This window comes from Legionella sp. 227, from assembly GCF_043161935.1.
In the GTDB taxonomy this organism is placed as follows: Bacteria; Pseudomonadota; Gammaproteobacteria; order Legionellales; family Legionellaceae; genus Legionella; species Legionella sheltonii.
Map to the genome: position 1 here is coordinate 1,075,958 of NZ_CP171154.1, position 24,048 is coordinate 1,100,005.

A 24,048-nucleotide genomic window follows, 5' to 3' on the forward strand; every position below is an offset into this window, starting at 1 on the left:
GAAACTAATAAAAAACTTATAGGAAAATAAGGTTCAAGTATGAAACATAAAAGAGAAATCCCTGTGGTTCAAAAATCTGCATCAATCGATCAAGATCACAAAAATGCACGAACATCTCATCAGTTAATCGAAAAGGCGAGTAAGAAAAAAGTCAGCTTCTTTGGAAATCGTGCCTCCCGACAAGCGGTACGAGATGAAATGATTAAAGATGGGCTGGAATTAATGCAAATTCAGACAGAAATGGCAGAAGAGCGCCAAGCAAGAGAAGATGAAATAAACACCAGCGTTCCTTTTAGTCAGTTTAGAATGTAAGAGTTGGGCCGTCAGGTCCAACTTATGCAAGCGACTTAAAATCGATATTTCAAACCAACTAAGGTATCATAAAAATTATTTATTTCGCCTGTAGGAAATTCCCAGCGTTGGTATCCAATCTGTAAATCAACAACTAGGCGGTGTGCTAATATTGGAAATTCATAGAGCAGATTTGCAAAATCATTCTTTAGCACAATAAAATTAACCGTCGTCAAATTTGCCAAGTCAGGGCTATGGCCTATACCCACAGTTAAAGAAATGGAATGATCCTCAGTGGCAAAAAAACGTTTGATCACTCCAGTCATTAACACTGATTTCACATTGGTTTGTGGGACAAAATAGTAAGGAGTAACGCTCAACAAATAATTACCTACAGCATAATTTAATCCTGCAATATAGGTCATAAAAAAAGTAGGTGCGATGTTCGAATAAATTGCGCCGCCCGTAAACTGGAGAGAGCTCGTCAAACTAATGTTTGCCTGTCCACCATAGGAGTAATCAGAAAATAAATTAGGTTGATTCGCATACGTGGCAACCAAGTTAAATGAAACATCCCGATTAAGCACAGGTGAAAAATCCAACTCATATTGGGGCGCAGTGAATCCTTGTCGTGCTGCAAAATTAATACGGCCACCGAATCGACCGTAGCTCGTATCTCGAGTGTAATAGAGTGAAGAATAATCCCAAATCTGATGGAAACCAGTAACATATGAGTTATCTGTGGTAAAACCGACTTCATTCACACCGTAGACATAACGAGGAATAACTTGGTTTACATCGGATAAATATTGCTTCGAATAGACATTGCTCGGATCTAAGGTGAGTATTTTTTTGTTGGTTGCGATCGCAGGAGCATAGGCGGTAAGGTACGTCTGGATATCGCTTAATTTCATCAGCAAGAGTACACTGTTTGGATTAAGCCGCAATCCTTGTTTAATCACCCTAAGGGCAGTTGAATCACGCCTCTTTGCTATATAATAATTCGCCAAAAGAAGACGCGCATCTTCATCACCCGGATTTTTTTTTAGACGTTCTTTATATAATTTTTTAGCCTCTTCGCTGTCTTCTGGCACTTGAGTTGATGTTGCTTTTGCTAGCGCTTTTTTTAAAGGAATTTCTTTCGGATTGGTAGTAGTGCTTTTGTTGATTACTGAAGGAGTAATGATTCCCGTCGGATTCACAGCAAAAATTTTATTAGTGAGTAAAAAAAAGGCTGTGCCTATAGCAGTCCCTATAATTCGATATACTTTTTTCATAGAGTAAAAATCAGTCCATTGAAAGAAACAAACAATAAATAAGCTAACATCTCGATTGAGATGATTGCAAGTTTTTAAAGGGAGTAAACCTGATGGTTACGTCATGACCCGGGTTAGGCGCACGCCGTAACCCGGAGAAAATCATTATTGTATTACAGGAATTTGTGGTGCAGCATTTCGCTTAGGTCCTGGGGTTGCTTTTTGAGTAGGATCTTTTGAAGCATAAGTCTTTTGGGCTTTGGCCTTATTCTCTGCTTTTTGTTTGTTCTGGGCATTCATTTGCTCATAGTATTGAGCGTTATTATTAGCATGTTCTGAACGTTGCATATCCATGCATGCACACAAGCCTAGAGACAAAGCAATACCAAAACACCACTTAAGTGATTTTAAATTAAACATATCCAGCTCCCTGCTTTGTTAGTTTTCGAAAATTAAATATAAATCAAAAACTTTAAAATCACCACCCAAATCATACAAGAATTTTTTTTTTTGATTAAAACCCATATAATCAAAAGCAAACTACTCTTCAATAAAGGACTAATATGATCTATCCGAATATTCTTGCCACCATAGGACAAACCCCCATAGTAAAAATTAATCGTCTTGGCCGTGAGCTCGATTGTGAGTTGTATGCAAAGTGTGAGTTTTTTAATCCAGGTGGTTCCGTTAAAGATCGTATCGGGTATGAAATGATTGTTAATGCAGAACGAGATGGGCATATTAAGCCAGGTTATACACTGATTGAACCTACTTCTGGGAATACAGGAATAGGTATTGCCCTCGCAGGTGCGATATTAGGTTACAAAGTAATAATTACTATGCCTGAGAAAATGAGTCAGGAAAAACAATCCGTTCTTGAGCTCCTCGGAGCGACGATCTACCGTACCCCAACAGAGGCAGCTTATAATGATCCGGAAAGTCATATTTCTTTAGCTAAAAGACTGAATGCGGAAATCCCTAATTCCTATATTCTTGATCAATATGCCAATCCGAATAACCCTAATGCGCACTATCATGGTACCGCCCAGGAAATTATTGATGATTTTGGCAAGGACTTACACATGGTTGTTGCCGGAGTAGGAACTGGCGGCACAATTACTGGTATTGCTAGACGCCTTAAGGAATATAATCCGGAGATTAAAATCATTGGCGTTGATCCCGAGGGCTCTATTCTTGGTGGTGGAACCGAAATTAAATCCTATGCGGTAGAGGGCATAGGCTATGACTTCTTTCCAGAGGTTTTAGATAATGATTTAATCGATAAATATATTAAAACAAATGATCTTAATTCATTTCGAACTGCAAGGGATTTAATTCGTGAGGAGGGGCTACTGGTAGGAGGCTCTTCCGGGGCAGCAATGTGGGCCGCACTGCAAGCTGCAAAATCTTTAAGTAGAGGACAAAAATGTCTGGTTATTTTACCTGACTCCATTCGCAATTATATGTCTAAATTTGCCCATGATGAATGGATGAAAGAACAGGGATTTTTATAAACTTTACTATTTAGTACGGAAATGGTCTTAACCCCGGATTACGACTGCGTCTAACCCGGGCTAAGTTACCTACTCAATCCAACAGTAGAGCGCTTTTCTAGCTCATCAAATATGGTATCCGGATCAACTTGCTTTGTGGTAATCCAGTCTGATAAAGCGTTTACCAATAGCTTAATCGTTTGTTGTTCCCCTTTCTCGGGGGCATCAGCAATAACTGGCTTTCTTATGGACTGCTCTAAAGCGGCCACAGATACAGTATTGTTCGTTTGAGGTAAATGCTTGATGTAGAGTTCTCTTAACCGCTTGTGTAACAGTTCGGGGGTTAATTCTTCATCTCGAGCCGTGCTAAAAATGGCGGTGCGATAGGTATCATAAGAATGCAACAGCTGTTTATTGTCCTCTTCGATTAGGTGAATTATGTCATGGAGAGTTTCCCCCTGCTCCTTTGTATTTTCAACAGGTTCAGGCGGATTAATTGCTAATTGCCCCACATAGGCAAAATCTTTCTCATGTCCTTGCTTTACCGCAGGGAAATACCGTTCTTGCTGTCCTTCCCCTTGAACTTGAATCACTAAATTCATTTTATGCATTATGCTTCTCCATCATATACTTCTTTTTTCCTCAGTTCCTTTCCGAGTTCTTTAAAAGATAATGTAATACTAATCCCCAGTGTCTGAGCCAGGGCATTTAAAGCACTCGCTGGTAATTGCACTGTGGGATCACGCAAATAACTTTTGGGAGTTTCCGCACTTAATCCATCAAACACCTCACGATACATCAATGGATGGGTATAGAGCTCGTCCACTGCCAACTGCCGCAAAACATAAGCCATACATTCGACTAATTCTGACTTACGAGAACTATTGAGTAACATCCCCATCCGTTCCGGGAGTGTTAAATAAGGTTGGTTGCTGATGTATTTGGGAAAGTGTAGATAAAAACGCTCCAAAATTTTTTTCAAGGTAGCATCATTACCCCGATGGGAAGTACTTTGTAACGAATCGATCATCGCCACCGCAACAGCATGAAATTGTTCTGTACCCACGTTGATAAAATTGTATTCTGCACGTGGCTTTGGCTCATGATGCACATAAGCTCTGGTACTAAAAAAACCCGCCATAATACTCTCCCATCCCTCAATATAATTTCATTCTAATGAATCAAAATTAAGGAAATATTAACTTACAAACCTCATGAGCATAAATTTACAATGGTGCTCACTTTTCTAAAATAAAATTATAGTAATAAAATTATACTTAACATTATAATTCTATACTAGATGCTGTAATTTTACTCGATTACACAATAATAAGACAGTGATCAATGTCTTTTATACTTTGCGTTTATATGAAATTTCGGCAAACTACATTAAGGAAAGTTCCGTACATCCTTTATAATCTTTTCTATCAAAGCGGCGTACTTCCATAGGAAATGCATTATAAAACGAAATAAACCAGGTGTATTAACAATTCCTAATTTGGAATGGCACATAATTAAAGGATTATTTTGAACCACTGGATACCCTATTTTTTTTGCTTACTTCTTATACTTTTTACCCTGCTCATTCATGTGCGGCTCCGAAGAAGGCAATTCCATGTAATTCGCTGGCAAAAATCATTAAATTTACAAAAACACGCTCAAGTGTTCCACCAACTCTACACAAATGTCAATGGGTTTATACTGTCACAGAATGCACGTCAAGCAAACGATGCAATGGAATATGCTTATGGAGAAATCGAATTTTCATCATTCATCGCTCTTTTATCCTTAACTAACCCCGATGAAACAACTGTATTCTATGATCTAGGTTCCGGAACAGGTAAAGCAGTACTGGCTTGTAGCATGGTCTTCCCTGTACGCAAAAGTGTAGGAATTGAATTGTTTCCCGAACTATATTCTGCAGCATGCAAACAAGCCGAAGAATTAGCAAACATAACAAATTATGCAATGCAGGCAAAAAAAATTAAATTCATTTTAGGTGATTTTCTTGAAGTGAATTTAAACGAGGCAACGCTTGTTTTTATAAATTCTACTGCTTTTTTTGGACCTCTATGGGAAAAGCTCTGCGCTAAGCTTGATCATTTATCGCATCTTAAAACGATCATTACCACCAGCAGAGCATTATCCTCTACACATTTTACTTTGATAAAACGTACTCAAGTTGAAATGAGTTGGGGAGTTGTTTTTGCCTACATCCACTCTAGAAAAACTACGGCGACTAACTGTCTTGAAAAGATTGAATAATTTTTTTCCCGGTCTATACTAATAAAACAAGGGACAATTGTCAGCGCCTAATCTTTATTGGTAGCAGACTTTGAAACACGCGACAACACGAGGTGGGTATGATCAAATCGGAACTCATTGAACAAATCGCTGCTCGAATGACGCATCTTACTGAAAAGCAAGTTGCTGATGGTATAAATAAGATATTGGAATTAATGAGTGAAGCACTTATTAAAAATCAAAGAATAGAAATTAGGGGATTTGGCAGCTTTTCTCTCCATTATAGACCTCCACGAAATGCTCATAATCCCAAGACGGGTGAAAAAGTTGTGACTAAAGCGAAATACAGTCCGCACTTTAAACCAGGAAAAGAATTACGTGAGCGCGTTGATGCATCACGAGATAAATATAAATTACCTGATGAAGAATAGGCGCATCTGTTTCTTGCTCGCTATGGCCTCCAATTGCAGCCCCGGGGAAGGACGCAGACCATAACCCCGGCTCGGCAAGACATCATTATCCTGAGGCGTTTAGGATGATGGATCTCCTATTTGAGCATCTTATCATCCTACTCATGTTCCATGCTGAAGATCCCCATATCCTCAGAATAACGTATCCTTAAGTCCGCGGTAGAGTAACACCCGTTTGCCCTTGGTATTTGCCGCCACGATCGCGATATGAAACAGCACACACTTCTGTGGCCTCTAAAAATAACATTTGTGCCACGCCTTCATGGGCATAAATCTTGGCAGGCAATGTAGTAGTATTTGAAAATTCCAAAGTGACATGCCCCTCCCATTCCGGCTCTAAAGGAGTCACGTTAACAATAATTCCACAACGTGCATACGTAGATTTGCCTAGGCAAATGGTTAAAACATTACGTGGAATTCGAAAATACTCTACCGTTCTCGCCAAGGCAAACGAGTTAGGCGGAATGATGCATACATCCGATTGCACATCGACAAAGCTGTTTTCATCAAACGCTTTAGGATCCACGATAGCAGAATTAATATTAGTAAAAATTTTAAATTCATTAGCACAACGAACGTCGTATCCATAGCTGGATACGCCGTAGGAAATAATTCTTCCATTATTATTTTCACGCACTTGTCCGGGTTGAAATGGAGAGATCATTCCATGCTCCAGCGCCATTTTTTCTATCCATCTATCTGATTTGATCGACACAGTAAAAACCTCATAAATTCTTCAAAAGGAGTGTTCTATCATAAAAGCAGGATAAACGAAAGATTGTATTTATATTGCGCCAAAAGATTCATGACTTTCTATGGAATCCTTTCTCTTGAATAAAATCGTTTATACTTATTATATGACTGACATAACTACTTGATATAAATGGATGAAGAAACCCCAAGTTATAGCCATGCGGCTAGACAAATCGGCTTCGTAATGAGACATCATTACCTGGATCTCTCGGAAATCAAATTAATGAAAAAACTGATTCAAGACAGTTATAACACTTTTGGTCAATTACATCATAATAAAGTATTTTTGAACTTAGGCTTATGGGATACAAAAATCCATGAAGAATATAAAGAATTAAATTTTGATTTTTCCAAAATATCTGAGGTACAAGATATTTATTCACAATTGCTTCTTTATACCCTGATTAGACCATTAATAAAAACTCAATTTTTTAATAGGAGATTACTTGAAATAGGGAGTGGTAATGGTCTTGGTCTTAAAGCAAGTTCTCAACTATTAAAAACTGATTATGCATTAGGTGTCGATTTGGTTAACCGATTAGTAATCAATTCCAATCGACATTTCTACGAGCAAGATAAAGTGAATTATATTCAGTCAGATGCGGAAAATCTGCCATTAGGAAATGAATGCTTTGATATTGTTATCAATCTTGAAAGCTCTCATCTTTATCCTCGAATTGACGAATTTTTTTCTGAAGTTGAACGCGTCTTGTCTTTAGGGGGATTTTTTTGTTATGCAGATCATTATTTCAAAAATAAAGATCAATCAAACAAATTAGAACGATTTATTAAAAACAGCGGCAAATTGAAAATAATTCAAAAAACTAATATTACCAAGCAAGTACAAGCCTCTCTTTATCAACGTTTAATTGTTAATGAAGAAGCATTTTATAGGCAAGCCTTGTCTATTGTTGGGGATGATGTAAGTAAATTTATATCCGAACTTCCAACTATTGCAGCGGTCTGTGGATTAATATTTCTTCCATGGTGGAAAATTAGATTTAAAAATCCCGCACTGAATTACGTTGCAAAATACGCCCGAAAAGAAAAATTCTGGGGGAAAAAGTATTATTTTTATTATCTTATTCAAAAGGTTAAAAGATGAAAATAAAAAAAATACAAGAAGTTGAGTACGAATATGGCCAAGAAGAATACATTAAGCATCTTATTTATCGATCAAAAGAACCTATTTTAATAAAAATAAAAAATTTTACCGACAAGTTTTCTATAGATTATTTTGAAAACCTTCTTGAAGGAATAATAACCTATGATACCTACGAAAATAACAGTTGGAAATCCTATGATAGCGGCCCTTTTACTACGGTCATGTCTCAAATTAAAAATAATATGCCGTATAGAATTTTTGGCCAGACTTTTCCGCTACATTCTAAAGCAATAGAACGACATGTACCTCTTTGGCAAAAAATTCCACTTCGGCCTAGATACTTTAATAAGAAACTGAAAGTTATTTATTTTTTTGGCGGTAGAGGGGCACATACAGAAATCCACTTTGATAGAGAGCATTGTTGTAATCTTCATTTATGCTTAAGTGGCAAAAAACAATTGTTATTATTCACTGAGGATCAAAGCCACTTTATTTATAAGCTTCCTTTCGTTGGTGACAGTTTGGTGGAATTCGGCCAGCCATGGGATTTATTATCGAAACAATTTCCACGATTAAACCAGGCAGAAGGGTATGACATCACGCTTGAACGAGGAGATATGATATTTTTGCCTAAAAATTGTTGGCATTATACGACCTATCTTGAAGCCTCAGCTGCGGCCACCTATATTTTTTATCCTCGAAAATTCTATCAATTTTATGGATATTTTACGGGTTACTTTTTTATGGGATATAAATCACCGAATGGTTTTAAAATTTGCGATTGGCCATTATTTGAAAAATTTAGTCGAAATTATGCCTTAGCAGAAGGGAAAAAAAAGTATTTATTTAAAATAATTGAAATACTTTCATACATAGTTCTGTTACCAACCATAAGTATTCTTACTAAAATTTCCTTTACATTAAAACCACGAAGAGTTTTTTAATCTCCCCAAAATACACTGCTTTCGAGGCTTGTCAGCTTGTAGCTGGGTGACGCGTCGCAAAACTCGGGTATCACTTTGCCTCACCCAGGCTATAGTCCTGATTTAAGTTATGGTTTCCTTGATGCCATATTGGATAAAATATCACCCAGCTCCATCGGCATTGGGAACACAATTGTTGAGTTGTTATTGCTGGCTATAGCGGCCAAGGTCTGCAAATAACGTAACTGCATCGCTTGCGGCTGCTTTGCCAATACTTGTGACGCTTCCAATAATTTTGCTGAGGCTTGCAACTCTCCTTCGGCATGAATCACTTTAGCTCGTCGTTCGCGTTCTGCTTCCGCCTGTCTGGCAATAGCACGAATCATACTTTCATCCAAATCAACGCGCTTAATTTCGACATTGGACACCTTGATGCCCCAATTGTCTGTCTGTGCATCCAATATTTTTTGTACGTCACTATTTAACTGTTCGCGCTCGGAAAGCATTTCATCCAGTTCATGTTGGCCCAGCACAGAACGTAGTGTCGTTTGTGCCAATTGGCTGGTTGCTTCATAATAATTTTCTACCTGGATAATTGCATTTTCTGGTGCCACGACACGAAAGTATAAGACGGCGTTGACCCTCACAGAAACGTTATCTTTGGAGATTACGTCTTGGCTGGGAACATCCATAACGATGGTACGTAAGTCGACTCGTACCACTTGTTGAATTACTGGAATAATCAGTACTAAACCAGGTCCTTTAACTCGCCAAAAGCGACCTAACATAAACACGACGCCCCGCTCATATTCTCTAAATACTTTTACTGCTGATATCAAAAGCAGCAGGATCAGCACTACGACTACCGTTAAAAAAGGTCCCATTTTTACCCTCCTTGATTCGCTGCATCTTCTTCGATTTCCAAGACTAGACCCGAAGTTGCAATGACTGTTATTGATTTGTTTACGGCAATAAATTTTTTTGAACGAACGCTCCAAATTTCTCCATGAATCATTGCTTGTCCTTCTAGATTAATGTCGCCAAGTGTGCGTCCTTTAGCTCCTATCAATACAGCTACACCATGTTTTACTCGCTGCCGTCTTGCTTTTATTGCCATACCGAGCAAGAGCACAAACAGCAGAATATTCACTAACACCATAGCCGCTATTGCCGACCAAGCGATGTGGTACAACGCATTATTTGTATCTAGTAACATGATAGAACCAATAATAAATGCAATTGTCCCGCCGCCACCTAAAGATCCATATGCGGGTATAAATGCTTCCGCGATGATAAACCCTATTCCCAACACAATAAGGAAAAAGCCCGCATAATTAATCGGTAATAATTGGAATGCATAAAGTGCAATACACATTGATATAACACCAATTACTCCGGGAAATAGATGTCCTGGATTGACCAATTCAAAAAAAATACCATATATTCCTAGTAACAACAGCAGATATGCCACAGTCGGATCAGTAATTATTGATAAAAATCGGGTACGCCAATCAGGCTCAATGCGCTGAATGTGTGGATTGCTGGTATTGAGTTTGATGTTTTGATTGTTTTGCATTACTGATACACCATTTAACTGCGTCAGTAAGTCTTTTTCATCCGTTGCAATGTAGTTAATGACTCCTGCTTTTAAAGCTTCTGTAGCGGTTAAGGTCTCTGCATTCTTAACAGCCTTTTGTGCAAAATCAGGATTTCGTCCTCTGAGCTGGGCCAATGAGCGTAGTGTTGCCTCAGCATCATTAGTAATTTTTTTCTCCATGGTTGTTTGCTTATTGGAGGTCTCACTGCCAAAACCTGAGGCGTCTAAATTGACGGGGCTTGCTGCTCCCAATTGAGTTCCTGGTGCCATAGCGGCCAAAGTGCTGGCATAAAGCAAATAGGTTCCGGCACTGGCTGCACGCGCACCATGTGGGCTAACATAAGTTACGATAGGAATATTCGATGATAAAAATTTTTGAATTATGGAACGCATGGCTTCATCAAGCCCTCCTGGAGTATCAAGAGTGATCAGGATTAAATCTGCTTGTTGTGCCTTATCAATATTACGTACCACATAGTCTACGGTAGCTGGACCAATTGGTCCTTTGATATTGAGTTCAATCACTTTTGATGCGTAAGCAGAGGAATAGATGAATAAAATAGCTAACAAACCGAGCTGGAATATAAATGTCATGATACCCGAAGGTGTGAGTTTGGACCTTGGCATGCTGTACGATTTACACATGCTCCTTTCCTTTATGAAATACCCCGTATATGATAAAAGATAGCACAGTTTGTATTCTTTATTGCGGCGTACCTTGCGGGCAACCTGATTGCTCTAAGATTCGTTTCTTGTGATGAGATATCGTAGCCTGTATAACCAGGTTGGGCTTTGGTCCCAAATCCTTAGTACATATTCGCTAGGGATTTTTTGTTGGGCCAAGGCCTAACCTACAATACCGCCAATCCATTTCTGAGGGATAGATTTTTTAGAAATAAACTCCAATTTGAGCCGAAACAGTATCCGCCGTGCCACCTGTTCCCACTGTAGGTGCATTTACAAGTCCTGGAGGTGCTGCACCATTAGCAAATTGATTTTTCCCGTAATCTATTTCATGTCGGTATTCGATGCTTTCTACAGTATCTTTCCAAATAGAAATATTAAATACGCCGATAAAACGTTGTTCTGGAAGATTTAAAGCCAGTGCGTCTTTCGTCCATTGATAACCGACCCCTATGGATGAGGGTCTACTGAATGCTCTAAATGTCACATCAACTTCAGTTTGCAATGCCTGAGGCTGCGCACCTCGACCATTAAAGCTTAAATCTTGGGCCCTAAATGCCTCGACTGCACCAACCCATTCAGCAGCAAAGTTAAAGCGGTCAAATCCTAAGTTACCGTACACATCAACTGCTTGGGTTTTACGGACTGCTTCATTTCCATTAAGCAAGGAACCAAAACCACCGAAAGTTCCTGGGTTGGGAGCAGTACTTTGCATTCCTGCCGCATCATTAATCGAACTAATGTAGCTTGCGCCCACCTCACCATGAATTTCGTTAAATGCATAGGTATATCCCGCATTCACCCCACCTACACCAGCTCTTCCTAGTGTGGTGTCACTTCGATAGATGTAAGTCGCGACAAATGGCCCTGTATCTTCTTGGGATTTATAACCGAGAATAAATGGCCTTGTTTTCGTTCGTGCCATATCCAAAGTTAATGGCGAGCTAATCATGGAGCTGGAATAACGCCCAAAAGGAACATACAATTGCCCTGCTGTAAAGTAAAATGGAGTTTTATCCAGATTACCAATATTCACAAACCCCATATTTAAGTTAAATGCTGAATTATTAATTCTTGGGCCAACCTCAGGTGGACTGGCATCATAGGCTATCGCGATATAAGCCTCAACATTTTGGTTTAATGCAGCCGCAACATCTAACTCACTTGACCCTAGAGTTAAATCAACATTAGTACCTCCAACATAATTACTGTTGATCATGCCTACAGGTTCGGCTTTACCACTGAGCGCAATGATTGGTCTTTCAGGGATTGGATATCCCATATTTTGATATGCTCTATATAATCTTCGACGTTGTTGCATCAAACGAATGTCGCGGTTGATACTTGAAATATTTACAAGATAGTCAGAGCCATCAAACGCAGGTCTATCCCCTAAATAGGGTGATGCGACTACGGGCGTTCCTGCAATGTAGGTGACAACACGATTGTCCGCAACTAAGGCCGTTGGGTAAAATCCTATTGATTCCGGATGCTCTACAGGAGTGTGTACGGATAAGGTTGATGAATGATATTTAATCATTTTATCTTGATGAGCATTATGATGCCCATGTTTTTTTCCATGCTTTTTAGGAGAAGCTGGTTCTTGTCTCTTTGCCTTTTTATTCGTATTAGTTGAACGGGGCACTTTATTTGAAACAAGTTCCTTTTGTAAGGCATTTAATTGAGTTTGAAGTTGTTCTGCTTGCTTTTGCAAACGAGCAATTTGACGCTGCAACTGTTGATCATGTTCCGCATAGAGTGGCGATGACAAACAGACTAGAGCCAATATGATTTTTTTATACTGCATGCGGTACTCCTGTTCATTATTTTTACTTCCACATCGGGAGGGCAGAAAATTATATCTTGGTAAACAAGGAGTGGCTAGCTTATTTTTCACAAATTTGCTTAAATTTTGCAACTCAATGATTTGTGTAAAAAAAACCCATAGCGTATGTATGGGTTTCAATTGAATGACTGTGATAAATTAGGGAATTGACGCAATTTTAGGCATTACCAATTAATTTCAGACCAAAATAGGGACCAAAAACTCCATAATCAACTGGACGAACAGGACCAACTAAATTGGGGAATAATTGCTCTTGTAGCACGTTAAAGTAATTGACCACTTGATAGCCTGCTTGAATATTTGCCACACCTATTGGTGTAGTATGTGCATAATTCACCCCAAGTTTTGCTTCAAGGCTTGGAACTACCCCTTTTTTGCGGAAAAACACTTGTTCTACAATAGCCTCAGTCGGTGATACGACAAAACCAGCATGATACTTATTGGTTCCAATGAGGATGGAGCCTGCTCCGTTTGCGGTTAGGCTAAGTGAATTCGTAATGTAATAGGAGTAATCAATTCCGAGAACTGGTCCGATACCTTTGTAATCAGTATTGTCGAATTTGGAAAATGGATTGCTTCCAATAAATGGAATTTCCTCGGTTATGTAGTAGTTTTTAGATGTCGATTCAATATTCGCATATTGTAAACCCGCATAGAACCGCATCTTGTCTCTTATGCTAAGATCGGTGTACTGCCCCATAACCACGTTAACTTGGTCTATTCTATTACGACTAATTAATTCAAAGGGAGCCGGAATTGCCGGTATGCCTATTACAGGGATCGCAAGAACACCTAAAAAATCTGTTGGATCAATGGATGTACTAAAATGCATCCAGTTAATTGTTATATCATTTCCAGTGTTAAAATGATAAGACCCTTCTAAACGATAGCCCCAATTCCAATCATTTTTAATTTCTTTATTTTGTGGCAATGCACCAAATTCTACGGATTTGGCAGGACCATAAATTGATCTTAAATAAAGCGCTTGTGCACCAAAGTCCCAGAGATTTGTTATACATGGAACGGTAACATTACTTGGGGTGCATGCTGGACCCATGCTACCTGCAGTAGCTACGCTTGCTACCAATCCTAATACAGATATAGTTGCTTTCTTAAACATGAATACTCCATTAGAAAAAAAAAGCCCATCATTAATGACGGGCTTTTATAAGATCTTAATCAATTAAGAAATTAAACATTTCCAACATACTTCAGACCGAAGTAAGGACCAGCAGCACCGAAATCAGTTGCAGTAACTGGCAATACGGTTGCATTCAATGCATGGAAGTAGTTAAACCACATGTAACCAGCATCCAGAGTTAAATCACCTTGAGCCATTGCATAAGTGTAGTTAGCACCTAATTTAGCTTCTAATTCTGGAACAATCGCAGTTCTGTTTCCGCTAACATCGAAATCAAACACTTCCAAGCCAGTAGCAGGATCAAAAGTATCAAAATCATATCCGTGTTTCGCTGTACCAACTAATATTGCAGTAGCTGCTTTAGCATAAATACCAAAACCGTTACCGAATACGTAGTTCATGTCGATACCAGTACGTGGACCAAAACCGTTGTACTGAGTGCTACCTTCGAAGCCTACATCAACGCCTGCTTCTCCTTCGACAGCTTCAGGAGCTTCAAATGCAAATGCGTGAACGCTTCTCTTGATGCTAGCGAATTGGAAACCACCGTGGAAACGGATTTTCTTGTTAGCGCTGAAGTCAACGAATTGACCCATTTCACCGTTAACCGCATCCCATCTGTTTTTGTGACCAAAACCAACTAATAAATCAGGGTCAAATGCTGGATTGAACTCGTGGTTATTCCAACCAGTATCTAAATGATACCAAGTTAAAGTAATGTCATTACCAGTGTTGAAGTGGTAAGAACCTTCAATTTGGAAACCCCAGTCCCATTGTGCAGACAAATCAGTGTCCAGAGAAGCACCAGTTGGGGTAGCATCCAAATCTAAAGAAATGTTGTTATCAGTCATTACTTGTAAAACAAGAGCTTGTCCACCGATATCCCATGCACTGCTTGGGCAAGGAACAGTAACATTACCTGGGGTGCAAACTGGGCCCATGGTACCAGCGAATACTGCACTGCTACCTAAAGCAAGAACAGCTAACGCTGTTTTTTTCAAATTTAACATGCTTATCTCCACTTTTTATTATTATTTCCGTTCGTTACCAATTTTAATATTGAGCAACGGTACGCATATTCGCTCTATACCGAGAGCGTACCTTGCTCAATTATCTAACCGGACTTTCATAAAGTCAACAGTATTGATTAAATTTATTAAAACGATAGCGAATTAAACGTTTCCTATATACTTCAGACCAAAATAAGGACCAGCGGCGCCAAAATCAGTAGCAGTTACAGGCAGAACGGTTGCATTTAACGCATGGAAGTAGTTAAACCACATGTAACCAGCGTCAAGAATCAGGTCGCCTTGTGCCATTGCATAGTCATAGCTAGCACCTAACTTAGCTTCTAATTCTGGAACAATCGCAGTTCTGTTTCCGCTAACATCGAAATCAAACACTTCCAAGCCAGTAGCAGGATCAAAAGTATCAAAATCATATCCGTGTTTCGCTGTACCAACTAATATTGCAGTAGCTGCTTTAGCATAAATACCAAAACCGTTACCGAATACGTAGTTCATGTCGATACCAGTACGTGGACCAAAACCGTTGTACTGAGTGCTACCTTCGAAGCCTACATCAACGCCTGCTTCTCCTTCGACAGCTTCAGGAGCTTCAAATGCAAATGCGTGAACGCTTCTCTTGATGCTAGCGAATTGGAAACCACCGTGGAAACGGATTTTCTTGTTAGCGCTGAAGTCAACGAATTGACCCATTTCACCGTTAACCGCATCCCATCTGTTTTTGTGACCAAAACCAACTAATAAATCAGGGTCAAATGCTGGATTGAACTCGTGGTTATTCCAACCAGTATCTAAATGATACCAAGTTAAAGTAATGTCATTACCAGTGTTGAAGTGGTAAGAACCTTCAATTTGGAAACCCCAGTCCCATTGTGCAGACAAATCAGTGTCCAGAGAAGCACCAGTTGGGGTAGCATCCAAATCTAAAGAAATGTTGTTATCAGTCATTACTTGTAAAACAAGAGCTTGTCCACCAACGTTCCATCCAGTACTTGGGCATGGAACTGTAACGTTACCTGGAGTACAAACTGGCCCCATGGTACCAGCAAATAGTGAACTGCTGCCCAAAGCTAAAATAGCTAAAGTTGTTTTCTTTAAACTTAACATGCTTATGTCTCCGCATAAATTATTATTGTTTCCTATTTCTATTGATAACTCTCTACTAGGAGTTGTCATTAGCATGCCTTCGTCGCTTCAGGTCGATGCATGCAACAGTGTGAGTATTAGCAGTGGAATGAAATAAGTCAAGAAGATTTAATAAAAAAAATTAATATTTTTCAATGAGATATGTCTTTTTTGCTCATTGAATATTTTTTTTGAGCAGCATGGTATTTCTTTAGATCGTCATGCTGATAGTCATCCTCTGTAGCACTAACTAATAAAGTTTGGACTTAAAATGAAATGCTAAGGATAGTAATATAGAGAATAAATTATAACTTGCAACCATTATTTTAATAAAATCACTTATAAATAGTTTAAATATAATTTTTCACATCTATTTCTTGATGAGTGTGATCTCGACTCTTCGGTTTGCTGCTCGGCCTGCATCAGTATCATTTCTAGCGATAGGATAAAGCTCACCAACCCAAGTCACATGGAGCTTTTCTTTAGGAACACCCAGTTGTAATAGATACTTTTTAACGACCCTTGCCCTGTCTTCAGATATTGCATTGTTATAACCCTTACGACCATTCCCATCAGCATAACCCACTACTCTTATTTCGTGTATTTGAGGGTCTGCATCTACATAGCGGGCAATACGACGCAATTGATTTTTATATGCGTCCGTTAACTCTCTATCATCTTCTTTATAATGGAACACACTTTCTCTTATGTGTTGGTAATCAAATGGTAATAGATTTCCAATACATTCTTGATAACGGGAATAAGGTTTCTGAAATCCAATTGGGGATAAGGCAACTGTGGTACTAAATCCTGTTTCGCCACGGTAAATGAAATTGGGTTCATAACCTTGTAATAAAAAGGTCAGCAACTTTAAAGTTGAGTCCCGTCGCAGATAAATACCGTATTCACCCGGTTTAACTATTAATTTCCCCGCTAAAGCGATAGGTCCTGATGGCTTCCACATAGGCGCTTTTATAATCAGTTTTGCTGGTAAATATCGCTGGACTTCATCCCAAGTACGTAAGATAAAATGCGGTGATTTAGTTGCATATTGTTCAAAATACGCGATCCCATAATTTGGAATGGTAAGAGATAGACCACAGCGAAGTGGATTACGGCTTACGCGCCATCCCTTTGCCCCTAAGGGATTTGCAAAATGAACTTGTGTCATTGGATATGCTGTACTTATTGTAAGCATGGCGCTCAACGCAACACATGTTAGAAATTGTCCTTTGTGATCCACAAATGCCATCTTTTATTCATTCCTGCCACTGATTTCATGTTATCCTTAGTTATCGGCAAGAACGCAGGAATCTTTACTATGCAAACATTAATAATTAATCGTCCTGATGATTGGCATGTCCATCTTAGAGATAATGAGATGTTACAACATACTGTGGCAGATAGTGCACAACACTTTGCTCGTGCGTTAATTATGCCGAATCTTAAACCGGCTCTCACTACATTATCTTCCATTAATTCATATAGAAATAGAATTCTAACTGCCATTCCTAAAGGCACGAATTTTGAACCTTATATGACTTTTTATCTGAATGACTCTGTGAGCGCCGACGAATTACATCAAGCAGCACATATTCCTTATATTCTCGGTGCAAAACTTTATCCCGCCGGAGCGACAACTAATTCTGAAGCAGGGGCAGCATCCCTAAACGATCTTTATCCCCTTTTTGAAACCTTACAAAAGAGTAACTTGGTACTGCAAATTCATGGGGAAGTAACGCACAGCGATATTTTTGAACGCGAGTCTTTATTCATTGATGAGTATTTAAAACCCATAGTAAAGAATTTTCCCAAGTTACGTATTGTTCTTGAGCATATATCGACCCAAGCAGCAGTCGAATTTGTGACTGAAGCACCAGCAACTGTTGCCGCGACGATTACACCGCATCACTTATTATACAATCGCAATAAATTGCTCGTGGGCGGAGTCAGACCGCATTATTACTGCTTACCTATTTTGAAACATGAAAAGGATCAAAAAGCATTACAGAAGGCCGCCTGCAGTGGTAATCCAAAGTTTTTTGCCGGCACAGACAGTGCCCCACATAGTGTCAGTGCTAAGGAAACTGCCTGTGGCTGTGCAGGAATTTATTCTGCTCCATTCGCTGTTGCTTTATATACACAAGTGTTTGAGGAGCTGAACCAGTTAACACAACTCAACAACTTTCTCAGTCGTTTCGGTGCCGAATTCTATCAATTACCCCCCAATCAGCAGACCATTGAATTAGTTAAATCGCCACAAACGATACCGAGCCATCTGCCTTTCGGCTCAAGTCAAGTTGTCCCAATTGCTGCGGGTGAAACCATTCAATGGAGTATTCATGAACCCGTACGATAGTTTGCCTTGCCTTAATCTAAAAGAACGATTTCGTGGTTTTTTACCTGTAGTCGTTGACGTAGAAACAGCCGGAGTCGATCCCTATAAAAATGCATTACTCGAAATGTGTATTGTATTTATTTGGATGGATGAACAAGGTAATTTTCACCGTGGAGAAAGTTATTTTGAGCATATTTTGCCTTTCCCTGGTGCTGAATTAGATCAAAAATCTCTGGAATTCAATCAAATTGATCCTTATCAACCCCTGCGTTTTGCTATTGATGAGAAAATTGCGTTAGAAAATTTATTTCAGCCTATTTTTGCTGCACTTAAAAAAACTCAATGCCAACGCGCTGTGCTGGTCGGCCATAATGCATGGTTTGATTTGTTATTTATAAAGGAAGCAATAAAAAGAACCGGTGTTAAATCGCCATTCCACGCCTTTACTTGTTTTGATACAGCGACATTGGGGGGATTCATTTATGGACAAACGGTATTAGCCAAAGCAGCTCAGGCAGCAAAAATTCATTTTAATGCTCAAGAAGCGCACTCAGCAATTTATGACGCAGAAAAAACTGCTGATTTGTTTTGTCATATGGCCAATATGTGGAAAATGATGCAAGAAACTGCAACTAAATGCAGTAAGGGATGATTCGATTCAAATTCTCGATAAAGTTTTTCAACCAGGGATGCAGTTATGGAATGTCCTTCTCCCCGTAGGGAGAAGATGCCCGTAAGGACAAATGAGGGTGCTAATTGTACTTAATGCTCCCTCACTCTTGCCCCCTCTCCTACAAGCAGAAGAGGAGGTTCTTGATACTCTAATTATAGGTTTTCTGAATGCTCTGCTAAATAGGCAGCAACACCGTCAGTAGATGCCTTCATACCCGCTTTACCTTTTTGCCAACCCGCAGGACAAACTTCACCATTTTCTTCAAAGTGCTGTACCGCATCAATGAGTCTTATGATTTCATCCATGTTACGACCAATAGGCAAATCATTAACGATTTGTGAGCGAACTACGCCATTCGTATCAATAATAAATGCGCCTCGGAATGCAACACCTGCAGCTGGATGCTCAACTCCATAAGATTGGCAAATACTATGGGTCATGTCAGCAGCCATAGTGAAGCGAACAGGACCTATGCCTCCCTTATTAATTGGAGTATTTCTGTATGCATTATGAGTAAAGTGTGAGTCAATAGAAACAGCGACCACCTCAACATTACGACTTTTGAACTCATCGATTCGATGATCTAAAGCAATCAATTCAGAAGGACATACAAAAGTAAAATCAAGAGGATAAAAAAACACGAGGCCATACTTACCTTTTAAATGCTCGTGTAAATTAAATTTATCCATAATGTCACCGTTAGGCATAATAGCCGCTACGGTAAAATCAGGGGCTTTTCGTCCCACTAATACACTCATTCTATGATCTCCATCATTATAGTTATTATTTATGGCATTGACTCATTATTATGCAGTAATTGCATCACGCAGCATGGTTTCTAATTCACCTTGTTGAAAAAGCTCGGCAATGATATCAGACCCCCCGATTAATTCCCCCTTCACATAGAGTTGTGGAAAGGTGGGCCAATCAGAATACTGTGGTAATGTTTGGCGGATGTCAGGATTAGCAAGAACATCTACATAAGCGAAATCGACACCACATGATTCAATACATTGTACCGCACGCGCAGAAAATCCACATTGTGGCATTTTTGGCGATCCTTTCATATAAAGCAGGATGGCATTTTCTGCTATTTGCTTTTTAATTTTTTCTAAAGTATCCACACACACACCTTAAATAATAAAATTAATTACGCCCATTATCGCGAAAACCGGTTAAGCCCGCAACCAATAAATTTTTAGCACAATAGATTAACAGATCCTAGCCCAAAAGCCAACTAATGCCCCATTTGATCTATTAATAACCAAAAAATTCGATATAAATGGACAGTGAACATGCTCTTTTATTGCAGCACCACTAGTAGTTATGGTCCTTGTTTGCTTTTTTAAGTATTATGGTTATTCTTCATTGAATATCATGTCCTTCCTGCTACACTTACCAGCAGAATAAAATAAGCAGAATAAAATAATAGGAGATTAGGATGACATTTACATTGCCTGAATTACCGTACGCTAAGAATGCCTTAGAACCTCATATATCCAGTGAAACCTTAGAGTATCATTATGGCAAACATCATCAAGCCTACGTTACCAATTTGAATAAACTAATTCCTGGGACCGAATTTGAATCCATGGACCTGGAAGAGATCATTAAAAAATCAAAGGGCGGGATATTTAATAATGCCGCACAAGTTTGGAATCACACATTCTATTGGCATTGCCTCAGTCCCAATGGTGGTGGTGAGCCTAAAGGTAAGTTAGCTGAAGCAATTAATAAGCATTTTGAATCTTTCAGTAAATTTAAAGAGCTATTCACCCAAACTGCAATCACAACTTTTGGCTCTGGCTGGGCCTGGCTTGTTCAAGACAATGCGGGGGCTTTAAAAATAATCAGCACCAGTAATGCAGGCACTCCGATGACGGAAGGTTTAACCGCATTAATGACTTGCGATGTATGGGAGCATGCTTATTATATTGACTATCGCAATGCACGTCCTGACTACGTTTCTGCTTTCTGGGCTTTAGTCAATTGGGATTTTGTAGCCAGTAATCTAAAATAAGCACCTTCTTTTTTACTGAGGGGGTCTTTACCTATACCCAAGCAAAGAAAGTTGTGGCTATAATGGCACCCTCACTATCTCTCTCTTAAATGGGAGAGATAATTTTTGAGTAGTGGACATCCTTCAGTTTTAAGGAAAATATTATGGCTCTAATTACAAGTTACAATCCTATGCCAATAACTTTTACCCATGGAGAAGGAGTTTGGTTGTATGACGAACAAGGAAAGGCTTATCTTGATGCCTTAAGCGGGATAGCAGTTTGTGGGTTAGGACACGCCCATCCTGATGTGACAAAAACCATACAGCAACAAGCAGCTAAACTCATTCATACCTCCAATACGTTTCATATCAAACAACAAGAATTACTTGCTGAAAAGCTGACAGCCATGACGGGAATGGAGCAAGCTTTTTTTGCTAACTCCGGTGCTGAAGCAAATGAAGCAGCCATTAAATTGACTCGTCTTTTTGGTCATAAAAAAGGAATAGAAACTCCTTCAATTATTGTTATGGAAAGAGCTTTTCATGGTCGTACCATGGCAACTTTAACTGCTTCTGGAAGCCGTAAAGTGCAAGCCGGTTTTGAGCCCTTGGTCCCCGGGTTTATTCGCGCACCGTTTAATGATTTGGATGCCATTAACACGATTGCCGCAAATCGAGAAGATGTGGTTGCGGTGATGCTTGAACCTATCCAAGGTGAAGGTGGAATTTATGCTGCAGAAGAGAGCTACCTTCGCGCCCTAGCTAAGCTCTGTGATCAACACGACTGGATGCTTATTTTGGATGAAATCCAAACTGGAAATGGCCGTACTGGAAAGCTTTTTACCTACATGCACTATGACATTCAACCTGATGTCCTTACAACTGCTAAAGGTCTGGGTAACGGCGTCCCTATTGGTGCCTGTCTGATGAGTAAACGAGCAAAAGATTTATTTAAACCAGGAAATCATGGCTCGACTTTTGGTGGCAATCCCCTGGCTTGTGCTACCGCTTTAACAGTATTGGAAGTCATAGAGCGCGATAAAATTTGTGAAAAGGTCACCAAAAACAGCGCCCTGTTAATGGAAAAATTAATCAAAAATCTTGGAGAACATCCAAGTGTGAAAGGGATTCGCGGTAAAGGCTATATGATTGGCATTGAACTGGACCGACCAGCTATTGACGCTCGTTTATTGGGACTTGCCAATGGCATATTGTTTAATGTTACCGCAGATACGGTAGTTCGACTTTTACCCCCATTAATCATTAACGAAGCAGAAATAGAAGAATTAGTTAATCGATTAACTCTAACGATCAATCAATTTGTTAATAACTAATCGTCTACTCAGATCCTAAGATCGGGATAAGCGGAGCTCCCATAATCAGAGCTCCGCTTCTTTTGACTCTTCAATTAATAAACTTCATGCTTCATGATTTCAAAAAAATCGATTATCGTATCATAAATTTTTCTTAGGGCTTGATTCTTGGATTTTAAATTCAAACAGGTATCTTCTTCCATAGTTCCGGCTTGCAACTTCTGACAAATTAAATCAAACATATGAGTATCGATTTTTTCTAACTCCGGAAGTCTTTGCTTTATTTTTTCGAGAAGCATATTTTTTTTATTTTTTCTTGACTCAAATAACCTTCCCTCCAATCGATTCATTAAATCGAGCAATTCATTTTCTCGACCACTGCACGTAATGCGCATAAAACCGTCATGTTTTGACAAGCCAAAATAAGATAAAGGGGTAATCATCAGGTTATCTTGGAACAACAAATAATAAGCCAATTCTTCATCTGTTTTGACCATCCCTGTTTTCTGCAGAACTCGCGCCGCCTCCTTTGGCAAAGGCAAACCGAACATATCACTAAAGTCAGCAAGAACATAAAAAGTGGCTTCTACCTGATATAAGGGATCGGGCATGGCAGCGCCCATAGCTTTTAAGCGGTCAACGACATAATCGACCTTTTTCTTATAGAAACTCGCAATACTCTTTTTTTCCTCAGCCCCGAAATTAACCATCGTTTCGGCGTAGGCTGCTTGTGCTGAGCGTGGTGCATGAATAAAATAGCTTATGTTTTTATTGAGCATTTCATTCATCAAACTGGATTCAAATACTAAAAGAACGGCCATGCGTTCCCCTGCTGCAGAGAGGGCTTTAGTTGCTGAACGTAAAATGATTACCCGTTCTTTCAGATCAGGGGCAATTTTTAAAAAAGAGGGCATTTCTAAAAAGCTCATCTCCGTATACGCTTCATCAAAAATGATGTACAAATCAGGATAATGGCGCAAAACATCAGCAATTTTTATTAACTCGTCTTCATCAATGATGTTTCCCAAAGGATTGGATGGATTGCAAATCAATACAGCTTTTGGCCAGCCATGGTCCATTTCAGCGGCTGTATACGCCTCTTGAATACTGTCCTCCACTGCTTGCGCTGTGAGTTTGTACCCAGGCTCATCCATCACATGAATAGGATGCAAACAGTGCGATGGATTGTTTGAATACGCACTATAATATGGGAAAGGGGTAATAATTCGATATCCTGGCACATCCTCATAATGCGTATTAAAGGTTTCAAATAATACCCGCAGCGCGCCAATACCACCCACCGTAAATAAGACGTTTTCTGCTTTAATTTCTGTCGCGTACCAACGCGACATGACATCAGCCATTAATTTTCGTGGTGCATAGTCTCCCCGAGGATCTCCATAATCAATCGCTATATCTTCATCAACTCCATGAGGCTCTAATCGCCATTTTTTAGTTAAATCATCTAATCTTTGCCAATAAGAGAGATACGATGCAATAGTCTGAGAATTAATGGGATAAGTTGGTTTTCCTAGACCGGCAAAGATTAATTTTTTTGTATCGGATAAACCTTGTGTTTGAATTTCATCTCTTAAAGTATTTGCCCAGAGCGCCAACAGCATTACTTTTTCAATTTTATTAGCACAATGTCCATCAGGAGTTAACATAATGTCACCGAATATTAAACTTTGCCCATTATAACAGAATACAAATAAAACAGAGCATCAACTTTAAGAGCAGCTGAATCAATAAGAATTCTACAATATCGATTG

Annotated in this window: 25 protein-coding genes; 10 read left to right on the forward strand and 15 right to left on the reverse strand. The window is 39.2% G+C overall.

Annotated elements, in window-relative coordinates; genetic code table 11:
• The first annotated feature begins 39 nt into the window (after window positions 1-39).
• Complete coding sequence (locus tag ACF8MK_RS04665) at window positions 40-312, forward strand: hypothetical protein (protein ID WP_392538377.1); 273 nt, start codon at window positions 40-42, stop codon at window positions 310-312.
• Between the two features lie 35 nt (window positions 313-347).
• On the opposite strand, the gene ACF8MK_RS04670 is transcribed toward ACF8MK_RS04665, so the two are convergent.
• The gene (locus tag ACF8MK_RS04670; protein WP_392538378.1) at window positions 348-1,568 is read right to left on the reverse strand and encodes a YaiO family outer membrane beta-barrel protein; all 1,221 of its coding nucleotides are present in this window, start codon (window positions 1,566-1,568) and stop codon (window positions 348-350) included.
• Between the two features lie 144 nt (window positions 1,569-1,712).
• A complete protein-coding gene (locus tag ACF8MK_RS04675) occupies window positions 1,713-1,967 on the reverse strand; it encodes a hypothetical protein (RefSeq protein WP_265703643.1) in 255 nt (84 codons plus the stop codon).
• Between the two features lie 143 nt (window positions 1,968-2,110).
• Here ACF8MK_RS04675 and ACF8MK_RS04680 point away from each other — a divergent pair, with 143 nt between their 5' ends.
• Window positions 2,111-3,061 carry a pyridoxal-phosphate dependent enzyme gene (locus tag ACF8MK_RS04680; RefSeq protein WP_392538379.1) on the forward strand — a complete coding sequence of 317 codons (951 nt, stop codon included), beginning with the start codon at window positions 2,111-2,113 and terminating at the stop codon, window positions 3,059-3,061.
• 65 nt (window positions 3,062-3,126) lie between these two features.
• Here the strand turns inward: ACF8MK_RS04680 and ACF8MK_RS04685 are convergent, their stop codons facing one another.
• Window positions 3,127-3,651, reverse strand: coding sequence for a hypothetical protein (locus tag ACF8MK_RS04685; protein WP_392538380.1), 525 nt, complete (start codon window positions 3,649-3,651; stop codon window positions 3,127-3,129).
• Window positions 3,651-4,181: a transposase gene (locus ACF8MK_RS04690; protein ID WP_392538381.1), complete on the reverse strand. Its 531-nt coding sequence runs from the start codon at window positions 4,179-4,181 to the stop codon at window positions 3,651-3,653. The genes ACF8MK_RS04685 and ACF8MK_RS04690 overlap by 1 nt, the downstream gene beginning before the upstream one ends.
• Window positions 4,182-4,567: 386 nt before the next feature.
• Here ACF8MK_RS04690 and ACF8MK_RS04695 point away from each other — a divergent pair, with 386 nt between their 5' ends.
• Together ACF8MK_RS04695 and ACF8MK_RS04700 are read left to right on the forward strand one after the other, a co-directional pair.
• Window positions 4,568-5,305 (forward strand): hypothetical protein, encoded by a 738-nt coding sequence (locus ACF8MK_RS04695; protein ID WP_392538382.1) that lies wholly within the window; start codon window positions 4,568-4,570, stop codon window positions 5,303-5,305.
• A gap of 98 nt (window positions 5,306-5,403) precedes the next feature.
• Window positions 5,404-5,715 carry an integration host factor subunit beta gene (locus ACF8MK_RS04700; protein ID WP_028382383.1) on the forward strand — a complete coding sequence of 104 codons (312 nt, stop codon included), beginning with the start codon at window positions 5,404-5,406 and terminating at the stop codon, window positions 5,713-5,715.
• Between the two features lie 187 nt (window positions 5,716-5,902).
• Here the strand turns inward: ACF8MK_RS04700 and dcd are convergent, their stop codons facing one another.
• Window positions 5,903-6,469: a dCTP deaminase gene (dcd, locus tag ACF8MK_RS04705; protein WP_265703648.1), complete on the reverse strand. Its 567-nt coding sequence runs from the start codon at window positions 6,467-6,469 to the stop codon at window positions 5,903-5,905.
• 261 nt (window positions 6,470-6,730) lie between these two features.
• On the opposite strand from dcd, the gene ACF8MK_RS04710 reads away from it, so the two are divergent.
• A complete protein-coding gene (locus tag ACF8MK_RS04710) occupies window positions 6,731-7,612 on the forward strand; it encodes a class I SAM-dependent methyltransferase (RefSeq protein ID WP_392538383.1) in 882 nt (293 codons plus the stop codon).
• Window positions 7,609-8,556 carry a cupin-like domain-containing protein gene (locus ACF8MK_RS04715; RefSeq protein WP_392538384.1) on the forward strand — a complete coding sequence of 316 codons (948 nt, stop codon included), beginning with the start codon at window positions 7,609-7,611 and terminating at the stop codon, window positions 8,554-8,556. The genes ACF8MK_RS04710 and ACF8MK_RS04715 overlap by 4 nt, the downstream gene beginning before the upstream one ends.
• Window positions 8,557-8,663: 107 nt before the next feature.
• Here ACF8MK_RS04715 and ACF8MK_RS04720 read toward each other — a convergent pair whose 3' ends face one another.
• The 7 genes from ACF8MK_RS04720 to ACF8MK_RS04750 all read right to left on the reverse strand — a co-directional run bounded on the left by ACF8MK_RS04720 (window position 8,664) and on the right by ACF8MK_RS04750 (window position 17,205).
• A complete protein-coding gene (locus tag ACF8MK_RS04720) occupies window positions 8,664-9,419 on the reverse strand; it encodes a slipin family protein (protein WP_265703652.1) in 756 nt (251 codons plus the stop codon).
• A gap of 2 nt (window positions 9,420-9,421) precedes the next feature.
• Entirely contained in the window at window positions 9,422-10,726 is a 1,305-nt protein-coding gene (locus tag ACF8MK_RS04725) for a nodulation protein NfeD (protein WP_392538922.1), read from the reverse strand.
• Between the two features lie 295 nt (window positions 10,727-11,021).
• On the reverse strand, window positions 11,022-12,623 hold the full coding sequence (locus ACF8MK_RS04730) for an LbtU family siderophore porin (protein ID WP_392538385.1): 1,602 nt from the start codon (window positions 12,621-12,623) through the stop codon (window positions 11,022-11,024).
• A 196-nt stretch (window positions 12,624-12,819) separates the two neighbouring features.
• The gene (locus ACF8MK_RS04735) at window positions 12,820-13,782 is read right to left on the reverse strand and encodes an Lpg1974 family pore-forming outer membrane protein (RefSeq protein ID WP_392538386.1); all 963 of its coding nucleotides are present in this window, start codon (window positions 13,780-13,782) and stop codon (window positions 12,820-12,822) included.
• A gap of 71 nt (window positions 13,783-13,853) precedes the next feature.
• A complete protein-coding gene (locus ACF8MK_RS04740) occupies window positions 13,854-14,813 on the reverse strand; it encodes an Lpg1974 family pore-forming outer membrane protein (protein ID WP_392538387.1) in 960 nt (319 codons plus the stop codon).
• A 162-nt stretch (window positions 14,814-14,975) separates the two neighbouring features.
• Window positions 14,976-15,935, reverse strand: a complete 960-nt coding sequence (locus tag ACF8MK_RS04745) for an Lpg1974 family pore-forming outer membrane protein (RefSeq protein WP_392538388.1) — start codon at window positions 15,933-15,935, stop codon at window positions 14,976-14,978.
• A 388-nt stretch (window positions 15,936-16,323) separates the two neighbouring features.
• Entirely contained in the window at window positions 16,324-17,205 is an 882-nt protein-coding gene (locus ACF8MK_RS04750) for an OmpA family protein (protein WP_392538389.1), read from the reverse strand.
• Between the two features lie 69 nt (window positions 17,206-17,274).
• Here ACF8MK_RS04750 and pyrC point away from each other — a divergent pair, with 69 nt between their 5' ends.
• Both pyrC and rnt read left to right on the forward strand, forming a co-directional pair.
• Window positions 17,275-18,312 (forward strand): dihydroorotase, encoded by a 1,038-nt coding sequence (pyrC, locus tag ACF8MK_RS04755; RefSeq protein WP_392538390.1) that lies wholly within the window; start codon window positions 17,275-17,277, stop codon window positions 18,310-18,312.
• Window positions 18,296-18,943, forward strand: a complete 648-nt coding sequence (gene rnt, locus ACF8MK_RS04760) for a ribonuclease T (protein WP_392538391.1) — start codon at window positions 18,296-18,298, stop codon at window positions 18,941-18,943. Before pyrC ends, rnt begins: the two co-directional genes overlap by 17 nt.
• 173 nt (window positions 18,944-19,116) lie before the next feature.
• Here rnt and ACF8MK_RS04765 read toward each other — a convergent pair whose 3' ends face one another.
• Together ACF8MK_RS04765 and grxD are read right to left on the reverse strand one after the other, a co-directional pair.
• Window positions 19,117-19,722: a peroxiredoxin gene (locus tag ACF8MK_RS04765; protein WP_392538392.1), complete on the reverse strand. Its 606-nt coding sequence runs from the start codon at window positions 19,720-19,722 to the stop codon at window positions 19,117-19,119.
• A 48-nt stretch (window positions 19,723-19,770) separates the two neighbouring features.
• A complete protein-coding gene (gene grxD / locus ACF8MK_RS04770) occupies window positions 19,771-20,088 on the reverse strand; it encodes a Grx4 family monothiol glutaredoxin (RefSeq protein WP_265705099.1) in 318 nt (105 codons plus the stop codon).
• A 317-nt stretch (window positions 20,089-20,405) separates the two neighbouring features.
• Between grxD and sodB the strand changes: the two genes are divergently transcribed.
• Both sodB and ACF8MK_RS04780 read left to right on the forward strand, forming a co-directional pair.
• Entirely contained in the window at window positions 20,406-20,984 is a 579-nt protein-coding gene (gene sodB / locus ACF8MK_RS04775) for a superoxide dismutase [Fe] (RefSeq protein WP_392538393.1), read from the forward strand.
• Between the two features lie 143 nt (window positions 20,985-21,127).
• The gene (locus ACF8MK_RS04780; RefSeq protein WP_265705097.1) at window positions 21,128-22,297 is read left to right on the forward strand and encodes an aspartate aminotransferase family protein; all 1,170 of its coding nucleotides are present in this window, start codon (window positions 21,128-21,130) and stop codon (window positions 22,295-22,297) included.
• 74 nt (window positions 22,298-22,371) lie between these two features.
• On the opposite strand, the gene ACF8MK_RS04785 is transcribed toward ACF8MK_RS04780, so the two are convergent.
• Entirely contained in the window at window positions 22,372-23,943 is a 1,572-nt protein-coding gene (locus ACF8MK_RS04785; RefSeq protein ID WP_392538394.1) for a pyridoxal phosphate-dependent aminotransferase, read from the reverse strand.
• Between the last annotated feature and the right edge of the window lie 105 nt (window positions 23,944-24,048).

Bases quoted from the DNA above. Each gene is read 5' to 3' on its own strand.
- sodB (WP_392538393.1), top strand. From the start codon at position 20,406: ATGACATTTACATTGCCTGAATTACCGTACGCTAAGAATGCCTTAGAA.
- ACF8MK_RS04765 (WP_392538392.1), bottom strand. From the start codon at position 19,722: ATGAGTGTATTAGTGGGACGAAAAGCCCCTGATTTTACCGTAGCGGCT.
- ACF8MK_RS04750 (WP_392538389.1), bottom strand. From the start codon at position 17,205: ATGGCATTTGTGGATCACAAAGGACAATTTCTAACATGTGTTGCGTTG.
- ACF8MK_RS04690 (WP_392538381.1), bottom strand. From the start codon at position 4,181: ATGGCGGGTTTTTTTAGTACCAGAGCTTATGTGCATCATGAGCCAAAG.
- ACF8MK_RS04670 (WP_392538378.1), bottom strand. From the start codon at position 1,568: ATGAAAAAAGTATATCGAATTATAGGGACTGCTATAGGCACAGCCTTT.
- ACF8MK_RS04785 (WP_392538394.1), bottom strand. From the start codon at position 23,943: ATGTTAACTCCTGATGGACATTGTGCTAATAAAATTGAAAAAGTAATG.
- ACF8MK_RS04715 (WP_392538384.1), top strand. From the start codon at position 7,609: ATGAAAATAAAAAAAATACAAGAAGTTGAGTACGAATATGGCCAAGAA.
- ACF8MK_RS04700 (WP_028382383.1), top strand. From the start codon at position 5,404: ATGATCAAATCGGAACTCATTGAACAAATCGCTGCTCGAATGACGCAT.
- ACF8MK_RS04725 (WP_392538922.1), bottom strand. From the start codon at position 10,726: ATGACATTTATATTCCAGCTCGGTTTGTTAGCTATTTTATTCATCTAT.
- ACF8MK_RS04680 (WP_392538379.1), top strand. From the start codon at position 2,111: ATGATCTATCCGAATATTCTTGCCACCATAGGACAAACCCCCATAGTA.
- ACF8MK_RS04780 (WP_265705097.1), top strand. From the start codon at position 21,128: ATGGCTCTAATTACAAGTTACAATCCTATGCCAATAACTTTTACCCAT.
- ACF8MK_RS04720 (WP_265703652.1), bottom strand. From the start codon at position 9,419: ATGGGACCTTTTTTAACGGTAGTCGTAGTGCTGATCCTGCTGCTTTTG.
- ACF8MK_RS04740 (WP_392538387.1), bottom strand. From the start codon at position 14,813: ATGTTAAATTTGAAAAAAACAGCGTTAGCTGTTCTTGCTTTAGGTAGC.
- rnt (WP_392538391.1), top strand. From the start codon at position 18,296: ATGAACCCGTACGATAGTTTGCCTTGCCTTAATCTAAAAGAACGATTT.
- ACF8MK_RS04675 (WP_265703643.1), bottom strand. From the start codon at position 1,967: ATGTTTAATTTAAAATCACTTAAGTGGTGTTTTGGTATTGCTTTGTCT.
- ACF8MK_RS04745 (WP_392538388.1), bottom strand. From the start codon at position 15,935: ATGTTAAGTTTAAAGAAAACAACTTTAGCTATTTTAGCTTTGGGCAGC.
- ACF8MK_RS04735 (WP_392538386.1), bottom strand. From the start codon at position 13,782: ATGTTTAAGAAAGCAACTATATCTGTATTAGGATTGGTAGCAAGCGTA.
- ACF8MK_RS04730 (WP_392538385.1), bottom strand. From the start codon at position 12,623: ATGCAGTATAAAAAAATCATATTGGCTCTAGTCTGTTTGTCATCGCCA.
- pyrC (WP_392538390.1), top strand. From the start codon at position 17,275: ATGCAAACATTAATAATTAATCGTCCTGATGATTGGCATGTCCATCTT.
- ACF8MK_RS04710 (WP_392538383.1), top strand. From the start codon at position 6,731: ATGAAAAAACTGATTCAAGACAGTTATAACACTTTTGGTCAATTACAT.
- ACF8MK_RS04665 (WP_392538377.1), top strand. From the start codon at position 40: ATGAAACATAAAAGAGAAATCCCTGTGGTTCAAAAATCTGCATCAATC.
- ACF8MK_RS04685 (WP_392538380.1), bottom strand. From the start codon at position 3,651: ATGCATAAAATGAATTTAGTGATTCAAGTTCAAGGGGAAGGACAGCAA.